The organism is Streptomyces sp. NPDC090445 (assembly GCF_044769385.1).
GTDB lineage: Bacteria > Actinomycetota > Actinomycetes > Streptomycetales > Streptomycetaceae > Streptomyces.
This window is the reverse complement of the sequence record NZ_JBIVXV010000018.1, coordinates 151,211-161,817: the sequence shown is the minus strand read 5'-3', so window position 1 is coordinate 161,817 and position 10,607 is coordinate 151,211. Positions and strand designations below refer to the sequence as shown.

At 72.2% G+C, this 10,607-nt stretch carries 10 protein-coding genes; 3 read left to right on the top strand and 7 right to left on the bottom strand.

Annotated elements, in window-relative coordinates; genetic code table 11:
* Positions 1 to 147 precede the first annotated feature (147 nt).
* A complete protein-coding gene (locus ACIQUT_RS28205; protein WP_403566742.1) occupies positions 148 to 708 on the top strand; it encodes a GNAT family N-acetyltransferase in 561 nt (186 codons plus the stop codon).
* A 16-nt stretch (positions 709 to 724) separates the two neighbouring features.
* On the opposite strand, the gene ACIQUT_RS28200 is transcribed toward ACIQUT_RS28205, so the two are convergent.
* The 6 genes from ACIQUT_RS28200 to ACIQUT_RS28175 all read right to left on the bottom strand — a co-directional run bounded on the left by ACIQUT_RS28200 (position 725) and on the right by ACIQUT_RS28175 (position 7,876).
* Positions 725 to 2,314 (bottom strand): type VI secretion protein, encoded by a 1,590-nt coding sequence (locus ACIQUT_RS28200; protein WP_403566762.1) that lies wholly within the window; start codon positions 2,312 to 2,314, stop codon positions 725 to 727.
* Between the two features lie 2 nt (positions 2,315 to 2,316).
* Positions 2,317 to 3,735 (bottom strand): ATP-binding protein, encoded by a 1,419-nt coding sequence (locus tag ACIQUT_RS28195; protein ID WP_403566740.1) that lies wholly within the window; start codon positions 3,733 to 3,735, stop codon positions 2,317 to 2,319.
* A gap of 18 nt (positions 3,736 to 3,753) precedes the next feature.
* Entirely contained in the window at positions 3,754 to 5,235 is a 1,482-nt protein-coding gene (locus ACIQUT_RS28190) for an SCO6880 family protein (RefSeq protein WP_403566760.1), read from the bottom strand.
* A 74-nt stretch (positions 5,236 to 5,309) separates the two neighbouring features.
* Positions 5,310 to 6,644: a hypothetical protein gene (locus ACIQUT_RS28185; protein WP_403566738.1), complete on the bottom strand. Its 1,335-nt coding sequence runs from the start codon at positions 6,642 to 6,644 to the stop codon at positions 5,310 to 5,312.
* Positions 6,634 to 7,464: a hypothetical protein gene (locus tag ACIQUT_RS28180; protein WP_403566736.1), complete on the bottom strand. Its 831-nt coding sequence runs from the start codon at positions 7,462 to 7,464 to the stop codon at positions 6,634 to 6,636. The genes ACIQUT_RS28185 and ACIQUT_RS28180 overlap by 11 nt, the downstream gene beginning before the upstream one ends.
* Before the next feature lie 103 nt (positions 7,465 to 7,567).
* On the bottom strand, positions 7,568 to 7,876 hold the full coding sequence (locus ACIQUT_RS28175) for a hypothetical protein (protein ID WP_042818271.1): 309 nt from the start codon (positions 7,874 to 7,876) through the stop codon (positions 7,568 to 7,570).
* Between the two features lie 386 nt (positions 7,877 to 8,262).
* Between ACIQUT_RS28175 and ACIQUT_RS28170 the strand changes: the two genes are divergently transcribed.
* On the top strand, positions 8,263 to 8,706 hold the full coding sequence (locus ACIQUT_RS28170; protein ID WP_403566734.1) for a hypothetical protein: 444 nt from the start codon (positions 8,263 to 8,265) through the stop codon (positions 8,704 to 8,706).
* A gap of 14 nt (positions 8,707 to 8,720) precedes the next feature.
* Here the strand turns inward: ACIQUT_RS28170 and ACIQUT_RS28165 are convergent, their stop codons facing one another.
* Positions 8,721 to 9,545: a pentapeptide repeat-containing protein gene (locus ACIQUT_RS28165; RefSeq protein WP_403566733.1), complete on the bottom strand. Its 825-nt coding sequence runs from the start codon at positions 9,543 to 9,545 to the stop codon at positions 8,721 to 8,723.
* A 174-nt stretch (positions 9,546 to 9,719) separates the two neighbouring features.
* On the opposite strand from ACIQUT_RS28165, the gene ACIQUT_RS28160 reads away from it, so the two are divergent.
* A complete protein-coding gene (locus tag ACIQUT_RS28160; protein WP_403566731.1) occupies positions 9,720 to 10,505 on the top strand; it encodes a thioesterase family protein in 786 nt (261 codons plus the stop codon).
* The last annotated feature ends 102 nt before the right edge of the window (positions 10,506 to 10,607 follow it).

Below are 10,607 nucleotides of genomic sequence, written 5' to 3'. Positions count from 1 at the left end.
ACCCTGTGGGAGAGTAGGACGCCGCCGAACAATCATTGCGGGAAGCCCCGCACCAAACCCCTCTCGGGGGGTTCGGTGCGGGGCTTTTCTGCGTTCACCGGCATATCCGGATGCGTGCGGGGCTGCTCGCGTGGTTGGATCCGGGCCATGAATCAGTATGTGATCAGGCCCGTGCGTGCCGATGAGTGGGAGAAAGTCAAAGAGCTTCGGCTGGTCGCGTTGAGCGATCCCATGGCGCCCCTGGCATTCCTGGAGACCGCCGCCCAGGCCGCGGAGAAGCCCGACGAGTTCTGGCAGGACCGGGCTCGGGGCGCCGCGGAAGGACGGGGTGTGCGGCAGTTCGTGGCCGAGGCACCCGACGGGCGGTGGGACGGGTCGGTGACCGTGTTCGTCGAAGAGGTCGGGGCCAGCGACTTCCTGGAGCAGACCGTCGAGCGCGACCAGGGGCACGTCGTGGGCGTGTTCGTGCGGGCAGAGCAGCGCGGCACCGGAATCACCGACGCGCTGTTCGAGGCCGCACTGGAATGGGCCTGGTCGCGGAACGAGCCGGCGCTGGAGCGCGTACGGCTCTTCGTGCACGAGGACAATGCGCGAGCCGGGGCCTTCTACCGGCGGTTCGGGTTCGAGCCGAGCGGGATCGTCATCCCGAAGCCGGGGGATCCGACCTCCAAGGAGCTGGAGTACGTCATCGCCCGGCCGGTGGACTAGCGCGGACCAGAGCGGACTAGAGGTGGGGCCAGCGGGCGCGGGTCTGCTCGCGGCTGCGGCACAGGGCGAGCAGGGGGAGCGCATCCTGCTGGAGAAGGTCCGGTAGCTGGGGGATCGGGGCGACGGCCGCGACATCCTCCAGGACCAGGGTGAGTGGTGGGTCGAGCCGGCCGTGGGATGACCGTGCGGCCATGCGGCGGCCGTGCTCGACCACGCTCGATGCGAGTGCGGTGAGCAGGGGCATTGCACTCGGATGGGTGCGAGGGTCCTCCAAGGATTCACCCACCACATAAAGGGTGCCCCCCTCCTGCACGAACGATGCAAGTGCGAGCGCATCTGTTCGGTTCGGGGTACAGGCCTCGCGGATGTGGATTGACGTGAGGCAGGACAGGGCCCGGGCCGTGAGCCGGAGGGCCTGTTCGCGGCGCTCGGGATGGGCGGTGAGGGCGGACTCGAGTTCGCCGGCCGCTCCGGGCGCCGCATGGGGATGGGTGCGCAGGATGCGGACCGGGTCCTGGGCGCCCGTGCCCAGAACCCAGCGGTGGAGCTGCTTGAACGGCCGGTCGTCCAGGGCTGCCGCCTGGAGCCAGCTCCGCAGGAGGGTTTCGGCGGTGTCGGCCACGGCCGCGTCCCTGCGGGCCTGCGGGCGTACGGGGGCCAGCAGGGCGGCGGCGCGGGCAGCCGCGGTGTCGCGGTCGGCGCAGGCGTCTGCCGGGTTCCAGTGCATGCGGGCCGGGGTGTCGCACAGGTGCGTGGGGTCGTAGAGCAGGACCGGGCCGAGCTTGGCGCGGGCGTCCTTGGTCTCCGCCCAGAGGCCGGGGGAGGACGTGACGACGAGGGCCGCGCCCTCCGCGGTGGCCAGGCGGCCCGCGGCCAGCCGGTGGCGTTCGGCGGGGCTGCCATAGGCCAGGCCGCCCGGCGCGGGCGGTGCGGGCGCCGGCCCGGAGGCGGCCGCGGTGCGGGCCGGGGCGTGGCCGAAGCCGTAGCGGTAGGCGTCGCCCGCAGGCGGGGCGGGGAGCGTGGCCTTGGCGAGCGGCGTCGGCACCGGCGTCGGCACCGGCTCCCGTACTGGCAACGGCGACGGTAGTGGCGTCAACAGCGGCTCCGCGGGCTTCGGCTGCCGCGCGGCAGCCGGCCGGGCCGTGCCCGCGGGCCCGGTCGCAGCCGCGGGCGCGTCCGCACCGGCGGCCGCGTCCGCCGGGCCGGCCGGGTCCGTGGCCAGGTGGGCGGCCAGGGCGCGGCGGGCCTTCGTACGGGCGACGACGCCGATCACGAAGACGATGAGGACGAAGAGGACGAGGAGCTGCCCGACGAACAGGCCCCAGAAGAGGCCCCAGCCGGAGAGGGCCGAGGGGGCGGTGTCCGGCCAGGCGGCGGCCATGTCGTGCGGCTGCGTTATCAGGGCGCGGACGGCCGTCGGGGTGCGGAGGAACGTGACCGTGTCCGGCCAGGACCCGTGGGCGAGGAGGGCCGCCAGGCCCGTGGACGTCCACACGAGCGCGGCCAGGCCGAGGAGGAAGGCGAGGAAGCCGACCAGGACGCCGTCCGGGATGCCGCCCCGGGAGGTCGCCGGGGGCGGCGTGCGTCTCGTGCCTCTGTCGTGCATGGTCATGCCACCGTTGTCGCGGATCCCGGTCCGCCGCCCTGGTGGCGTTCGATGAGCAGGGCCCGCTGTTCCGCCTCCCATTCCGCCGCGAGCAGGTCGTCGGGGAGGAGGTGCGGGGCGGAGGACTCCGTCATGGCGCGGTCCGTGTAGACCAGGGGGCGTTCGGCTTCGGTGATGAGGTGTTTGACGACCTGGACGTTGCCGTTGACGTCCCAGACGGCGATGCCGGGGGTGAGGGTCGGGATGATTTCCACGGCCCAGCGGGGCAGGCCGAGGACGCGGCCGGTGGCGCGTGCCTCGTCGGCTTTCTGGGCGTAGATCGTGCGGGTCGAGGCCATCTTGAGGATGGCCGCGGCCTCGCGGGCGGCGGCGCCGTCGACGACGTCGGAGAGGTGGTGGACGACGGCGACGAAGGACAGGCCGAGGCGGCGGCCGAACTTCAGCAGGCGCTGGAACAGCTGGGCCACGAACGGGCTGTTGATGATGTGCCAGGCCTCTTCGACGAGGAAGATGCGCTTCTTGCGGTCGGGGCGGATCCAGGTGTGCTCCAGCCACACGCCGACGATCGCCATCAGGATCGGCATCGCGATCGAGTTGCGGTCGATGTGGGAGAGGTCGAAGACGATGAGCGGGGCGTCGAGGTCGATGCCGACGGTCGTGGGGCCGTCGAACATGCCGCGCAGGTCGCCGTCGACGAGGCGGTCGAGGACGAGCGCCACGTCGAGGCCCCAGGCCCGTACGTCGTCTATGTCGACGTTCATGGCCTCGGCGGATTCGGCCTCGGGGTGGCGCAGTTGCTCCACGATGTCGGTGAGGACGGGCTGGCGGTCGCGGATGGTGTCGACGACGTAGGCGTGGGCGACCTTGAGGGCGAAGCCGGCGCGCTCGTCGAGGCCGTGGCCCATCGCCACCTCGATGATGGTGCGGAGCAGGGCGAGCTGGCCGGTGGTGGTGATCGCCGGGTCGAGGGGGTTGAGGCGGATCCCGTCGTCGTTGGCGGCGATGGGGTCGAGGCGGATGGGTGTTATCCCCAGCTCTTGGGCGATCAGGTTCCATTCGCCGACGCCGTCCTCGCCCTGGGCGTCGAGGACGACGACCTGGCGGTCGCGGAAGCGGAGCTGGCGCAGGACGTACGTCTTCTCCAGGGCGGACTTGCCGTTGCCGGACTCGCCGAGGACCAGCCAGTGGGGGGCCGGCAGCTGCTGGCCGTAGAGCTGGAAGGGGTCGTAGATGTAGCCCTTGCCGCTGTAGACCTCGCGGCCGATGATCACACCGGAGTCGCCGAGTCCGGGGGCGGCGGTGGGCAGGTAGACGGCCTGGGCCTGCCCGGTGGAGGTGCGTACGGGCAGGCGGGTGGTCTCGACCCTGCCGAACAGGAAGCTGGTGAAGGCGTCCGTCAGAGCGGACAGCGGATCTCGCATGGCGGCCTTTCCCTCCAGCTAGCTTCGGATGCCGGTGGCGAACGGCAGGGTGTTGACGAAGGCGCGGTGGTGCTCGCGGTCGCACCATTCGAGCTTCAGGTAGGACTTGCCGGCCGAGGCGCGGATCGTCCTCTTGTCGCGGGCGAGGGCTTCCGGTGAACGCGAGGACACGGTGATGTACCCGACGAGGTTGACCCCTGCCGCACCGCTGGCCAGATCTTCACCTCTTTGGTCGAGGCGGCCGTGGGCGGCGATGTCGCGGGGGTCGACGGTGCGGTTCATCTTGGCGGCGCGGGAGGCGTCGGCCTCGTCGTTGGTCTTCTCGGTGAGCATGCGCTCGATGGCGATCTCGGTGGGCTCCAGGTCCATGGTGACCGCGACGGTGCGGATGACGTCGGGGGTGTGGACGAGGAGGGGGGCGAGGAAGTTCACGCCGACCGGGGTCATCGGCCATTCCTTGACCCAGGCGGTGGCGTGGCACCAAGGGGCGCGGGTGGAGGACTCGCGGGTCTTGGCCTGGAGGTAGGTGGGCTCGACGGCGTCGAGCTCGGCCGGCCAGGCGTTGCGCTTGGTCATGGCCTGGATGTGGTCGATGGGGTGGTCGGGGTCGTACATGGAGTGCACGAGGGAGGCGAGGCGGCCCTGGCCCAGGGGCTGGCGTACGCGGATGTCGGCCTCGGCGAGGCGGGCGCAGATGTCGGTGAGCTCGCGGGCCATGACGATGGCGAGGCCGGTGTCGCGGTCGAGCTTGCGGCCCTTGCGGGAGCCGGCGCGGGCGATGGCGTTGGCCTCGGCGGCCAGCTCGCGCGTGTAGTGCATGCAGGCGACGAGGTAGGCGCGGTGCTGCTCGGAAGAGGTGGAGACCATCGACTGGAGCTGGTCGTAGGAGTCGCGCAGCCAGACCGGGGAGGTCGGGTCGCCGCGCTGGGCGACGTCCTTGGCGTGGGCGTCCGGGTCCGCTGGGAGGGTGCGGGCGAGCATCTGCAGGCGGGTGACGAAGCCGTCGCCGTTGGCGACGTGCTTGAGGAGGGTGCCGAAGCGGTCGACGAGGGCTTCCTGGTCCTCGCTGTCGCGCAGGCCGACGCCGGGGCCCTCGATCTCGATGGCGGCGGTGACGGTCCGGCGGTCGGCGTGGAGGAGCACGGCGATCTCGTCGGGGCCGAAGGGGGCGGAGAGCCAGCTGATGCGGCCGATGCCGGGGGGCGGTCCGACCTCGACCTCGCGGCCGTCGGCGGCGCGGGTGCCGGCCTCCATGGCGCCGGAGCGGTAGGCGGTGCCGCGGCGCAGGATCCGCTTGTAGCTGCGGTTGATCTCGAACCAGCGGTAGAAAGTGCGGCCGCGGTAGGGGACGTACACGGCGGCGAGCGCGATCAGCGGGAAGCCGACGAGGGTGACGATGCGCAGGGTGAGGTCGGGGACGAGGAGTCCGCTCATCATGCCGAGGAACGCACCGGCGATGATCAGGGCGATCTCGCCGTTCTCGCGGTTCTTGCCGACCATCGCGTTCGGCCGGGCGCGGCCGATGAGATACGTGCGGCGGGGCGTGACCGGGTGCAGCTGGTGGGACTGGGCCGTCAACGCCCGTCACCTCCTGTGTTCCTCGTGCTGGAGCCCGTACGGGGCGGGGGTGTGGCGGGTCCGCCGCCGGTGGGGCGGCTGCTGTGGGCGGCGACGCCTCCGGAGAGGGGGTTGGCGGGCCGCGGGGCGCTGCTGCCGCCGCCGTCGCCGCCGGAGCGGTGGGCGCCGCGGCTGCTGTGGGCCTTGATGCCCTGGGACACGAGGGAGGCCGGGGAGCTGATGACGGCGGCGGCCTGGGCGCCGTCGGTGGCCGTGCTGCGGCCCGCGCGGGCGGCGGCGATGTCGTCGCCGAAGCCGGGGACGAAGCGGTAGATCATCGCGGAGGCGAAGATCGCCAGGAGGATGATGGCGAGGCCGGAGACGACGGCGGAGAAGGCGTTCGGGCCCTTCTCGCCGGCGAGGGCCCCGGCGAGGCCGAGGACGATGACGATGACCGGCTTGACGAGGATGACGGCGATCATGATGCCGGCCCAGCGGCGGACGTGGCCCCACAGGTTGCGGTCGACGAGGCCGGCGTAGACGACGACGCCGAGGAGGGCGCCCACGTAGAGGAGGGCGGCCCGGATGAAGAGCTCCAGGAAGAGGATGCCGGCGGCGAGGACGGTGACGAGGGAGACGACGATCAGCATGATCGGGCCGCCGCCGATGGAGTCGCCCTTCTTGAGGGCCTCGGTGAAGGAGCCGAAGAACACGTCGGTCTGGCTGCCGCTCGCGGAGGCGATGACCTGGGTGACGCCGTCGGTGGCGGAGACGACGGTGTAGAGGATCAGGGGGGTGAAGGCGGAGGCGAGGACGGTGAGCCAGAGGAAGCCGATGGCTTCGCCGAGGGCGGTCGCCAGGGGGACGCCGCGGATGGCGCGCTTGGCGACGGCGAGGAGCCAGAGGACGAGCGTGAGCACCGTGGACGCGGCGAAGACGATGGCGTACTGCTTGAGGAAGGCGCCGTTGGTGAAGTCGACGTTGGCCGAGCCGTTGACGGCCTTGCTGAGCTCGTTGACGATCCAGGCGGCCGCGTCGGCGCAGCCCTTGGCGAGGGAGGCGAGGGGGTTGAGGGCTTCGGCGGGGTCGGAGGGGGCGAGGCCGGTCCGGGGGGTTCCGGGGGTGGCTGCGCCTTGGCCGCGCTCGCAGTAGTCCTTGGCCGGGCCGCGGATGAGGTCGCAGGGGTTGTTGCTTCCCTGCGGGCTGGGGCTGGCCCCGGGAGCGGTGGGCGTGGCGCCCGGGGGCGTGGGTGTGGGTGTGGCGGCGACCGCGCGGGTGGCCATGAGCACGGCTGCCGTCTGCACGGCCGTGACGACGGCGAGGAGCGACAGATACGGACGGCTAGCGCGCATAGGTGAGTCCCCCGAATTGCGACACGGCGGCGGCCATTTCTTCGGCTGATGCGGCGGTCTGGTCCTGGCCGACCGGTGCCGGGCCGCTCTTCTGCGTGAAGTCGGCGATTCGCCAGTCGCCGTTGACCCAGCGGAGCTCGAAGGTGTTGGTGTACCAGCTCTCCGCGACCGGGTTCTGTGAACCTTCCCCGGCGAGGCCGAACAGGGTGGAGTGCCAGACCGACACCGTGGCGGTGTCGGCGCTGTACTTCTCCACCTTGGTTCCAACGGGGTTGGTCCGGGAGATGAAGGTCTTGCCCTTGGGCGCCTTGCCGGTGGCGTCAAGGCCGATACGGCCGAGGAAGGCCGGGTCCGTGTAGATACGGTCGAGGTCGCCCTGGCGCGCGGCGGCCACGTCGGGCACGTACACGGCCTGGACGATCGCTCGTCTGCGGGTGGAGTCGAACATGCCGTCAGAGCCCAGGGCGACGGCGTAGTTGGCGGCGGCGGACTGGGCGCCCTGTTCGTCGGGGGCGAAGCCCTTCGGGATGCCGGCGTTTTTGCCGTCCACCGGGCGGGTGCCCGTCGGTTCGGTGGCCGCGGTGGACGGCCGGGCTTCCGCGGAAGAGGCTTCGGGGCTGTTGCCGGACTGGTTGGCGAACGCGATGGCGGCGATCAGCAGGACCACCACACCGACCACCGTGACCAGGCTGCGCGAGGCGCGCGGGGTGCGGCGGGGGGTGCCGTACGGGTCGGCGGGGTTGTCCGGGAGGCGGGTACGGGTCTGGCCCGTGCCGCCGACGTCGCCGTGGCCGCCGCCGTACTGGTCGTCGTTGCTCATTGCGTGTCCGCCCCCTCCGCGTCGTTCGACGGTAGCGCTGGTCCCGCGTGGATGCGGTGTGGTGGATCGTCCTCGGGTACGGGTTCCTGCGGGCGGGCCCCGGTTATACGGCCATTCCGTAGACGATCGTGAACAGCGTGCCGAGGGAGCCGATGATGAAGACTCCGGTGAGTCCGGCGACGATCAGGCCCTTGCCCTGTTCGGCGCTGAACGTGTCGCGGAGGGCGGTGGCGCCGATCCGCTGCTTGGCCGCGCCCCAGATCGCGATGCCGAGGCAGAGCAGGATCGCGACGGCCATGATCACTTCGATCATGACCTTCGCTTCGTTGCCGAGGCTGCCGAACGGACCCCAGTTCGGGGCGATTCCGCCGATGATGGTGGTGATGTCGCCCTTTTCAGCTGCCAGGATCATGTAACTCACCGCCCTTGTATGGGTAGTTCCGGTAGCCCGTGCCCGACGGCAGGGGTCACGCACTATCTTCCCTGATGAAACCCCCGTCATATGTCGACTTGACGTCTCTCTTTGCCCGGTGTCCCGGTCCGTGGACCGCTCGGGCGCTCTGACCTGGGCGGGGGCGGTGGCTTTGCGGGTTGACGTGGGGTCACTCTGTGTATCACGGGGGGTGACTGCGGGCAATGATCGCCCTCGCGGTGTGCGCGGGGCCGTGCGGGGGTTGGCCCGAACTGTCGATGTTTGTCCGACGTTCCGTCAGTCGTTCCATCGGGTCGGGTCCGGCCGGGTCGGGGCGGGCCGGCGTCGGGCGTCGATTGTCAGTGGCGGCAGGCAGGCTGGGGGCTGTGACGACTACTCAGAGCGCAAGTGCCGCTGCCCGCCCCTGGACGTTGACGGACATCGAGGCGGCCGTGCGGGCCGGCTGGTCCGCGGAGACCTGTTCGCCCGACGACGTCGAGCGGCAGCCCTGGAGCTCCGACAACCCGGCGTGGGGCCACTGTGACATCACCGCGCTGGTGGTGCAGGACCTGCTGGGGGGCGGGCTGTTGGTCGGGGAGGTGTGGCTGGACGGGGAGCAGCACGGCTTCCACACCTGGAACCTGCTGCCCGGTGGGATACCCGTGGATCTGACGAGGGAGCAGTTCCGGCGGGGGCAGGTGGTGACCGAGGGACGGCTGATGGGGCCGCGGCCCGAGGGGCGGCTGCCGAGGCGCTGGGAGGAGTACCAGCTGCTGCGGCAGCGGGTCGAGGACCGGCTCGGGCCGCTGGGGCTGCCGGCCGCGGGGTGACCGGACGGGTCCGGTCAGGTCCAGTGGGCGGGGCGGGTGAGGCCGGCCGGGATCTTGGTGTGGGTGTCGCCGCGGGCTGCGTTCAGCTGGGCCTGGGTGAGGAAGAGCGCGTCGCGCAGGTCGGCGCCGCGCAGGTCGGTGTCGCGGAAGTCGGCGCCGATCAGGTCGGCGGACCGGAGGTCGGCCCGGCTGAGGTCGGCGGCGATCAGGTAGGCGCCGCGCAGGGTGGCGCCGCGCAGGTCCGCGCCGGCCAGGCGGGCCCCCATGAGGTCGGCGCCGCGGTGGTTCTTCTTGCGGCCGGGGGCCTTGGCGCGGACGAGCTCGCTGGTCTTCAGCAGCAGGGTGTTGATCTGCTGCCGCAGGGCGCCGACGTCCAGCCCGGCCAGGGCCTCGGCGTCCGCCGCGGCCCACCGGGAGGTCTCCTCCAGGGCCTGGCGGAGCTCGGGGTGCACGGGGCGGGCGGCGGGGCGGGCGAGGGCCTCGGTGACGTAGAACAGCAGCTCGTGCAGCTGCCGCATGACGGGGAAGACCTCGAACATGCGGCCCGCGGTGCCGGGGTGCGTACGCCAGTCACGGCCGCCGAAGGTGACCTGGGAGACCTGCTGTCCCGCGCCGAAGCAGTCGAAGGTGGTGCAGCCCTGGAAGCCCTTGCTGCGCAGCTGGGTGTGGATGCCGCAGCGGAAGTCCTGCCCAAGGTTCCTGCAGGGGGTTCCGGCGGCCTTGTTCACCGCGAAGTCGTTGGACTTGGCGAAGGGCAGGGCGACGCAGCACAGCGCGAAGCAGCTCGCGCAGTCGGCGTGCAGGTCGGGCGTGGCGGGGGCGGCGGTGCTGTCGGACACCGCTCCATTGTCCCCGTTCGGGCGGGGGCGCTGCGGTCCGGGGCCGGTCCGGGGCCGGTCCGGGGGACAGGGGCGGCCGAGGCGGGCCCGTGTCCAGGGCCTGGGGTCGGGGGCGGCCGGGTTGCGGCTGCCGGGGCCTGGTGATCGGGGTTACCCGCGGGTAGCGTCCGGGGTATGGCGTTCTTCGAGCGGATCGATGCGGAGCGGTACCTGGCCACCGAGTACACGCGCGGCCCCTGGGACCCCGCCGCGCAGCACGCCGGGCCGCCGGCCGCGCTGCTCGGCCGGGCGGTGGAGGAGCGGCCGGGGGCCCGCCCCGACATGCGGATCGCCCGGATCACGTACGAGATCCTGCGCCCGGTGCCGATCGGCCCGGTCCGGATCGCCACGGGCGTGCTGCGGGCCGGGCGCAGCACGGAGCTGGTGGAGGCCTCCCTGTTCCCGGAGGGGGCCGCGGAGCCGGTGATGCTGGCGCGGGCGCTGCGGATCCGGGTGGCCGGGGAGGCGGTGCCGGCGGTGGCGCCGGGGCCGCAGCTGCCGCCGCCGGGGGAGGTGGGGGTGACGCCGTTCTTCCCGGTGCCGTGGGACATGGGCTACCACGCGGCGATGGAGACCCGGTTCACCGAGGGCGCCTTCGTCGAGCCGGGGCCGGGGACGTGCTGGATGCGGATGAAGGTGCCGCTGATCGCGGGGGAGGGGACCAGGCCGCTGGACCGGGTCCTGACGGCCGCGGATTCCGGGAACGGGATCAGCGCGGTGGTGGACTTCGGCCGGTACCTGTTCGTCAACAGCGACCTGACCGTCCATCTGCACCGCCACCCGGCCGGCGAGTGGGTGTGCGTGGAGGCGCGTACGAGTGTGGACGCGGCCGGGATCGGTCTCGCGGACTCCGTGCTGCACGACGAGAAGGGGCCCATCGGGCGGGGCGCGCAGAGCCTGTTCGTCGCACCGCGCGCCTGAGCGCTCCGCCGGCAGTCCGGTCGTGAAACCGCGGGCCGGTGGGGGCCGGTCGCGCAGTTCACCGCGCTCCTGCGGGGCGCGGTGCGGCACCGAACCCTCGTG

Excerpts from the sequence above, each read along its gene's own strand:
- ACIQUT_RS28190 (WP_403566760.1), bottom strand. The coding sequence starts at position 5,235 with ATGGTCGGCAAGAACCGCGAGAACGGCGAGATCGCCCTGATCATCGCC.
- ACIQUT_RS28180 (WP_403566736.1), bottom strand. The coding sequence starts at position 7,464 with ATGAGCAACGACGACCAGTACGGCGGCGGCCACGGCGACGTCGGCGGC.
- ACIQUT_RS28175 (WP_042818271.1), bottom strand. The coding sequence starts at position 7,876 with ATGATCCTGGCAGCTGAAAAGGGCGACATCACCACCATCATCGGCGGA.
- ACIQUT_RS28195 (WP_403566740.1), bottom strand. The coding sequence starts at position 3,735 with ATGCGAGATCCGCTGTCCGCTCTGACGGACGCCTTCACCAGCTTCCTG.
- ACIQUT_RS28200 (WP_403566762.1), bottom strand. The coding sequence starts at position 2,314 with ATGCACGACAGAGGCACGAGACGCACGCCGCCCCCGGCGACCTCCCGG.
- ACIQUT_RS28160 (WP_403566731.1), top strand. The coding sequence starts at position 9,720 with ATGGCGTTCTTCGAGCGGATCGATGCGGAGCGGTACCTGGCCACCGAG.
- ACIQUT_RS28205 (WP_403566742.1), top strand. The coding sequence starts at position 148 with ATGAATCAGTATGTGATCAGGCCCGTGCGTGCCGATGAGTGGGAGAAA.
- ACIQUT_RS28185 (WP_403566738.1), bottom strand. The coding sequence starts at position 6,644 with ATGCGCGCTAGCCGTCCGTATCTGTCGCTCCTCGCCGTCGTCACGGCC.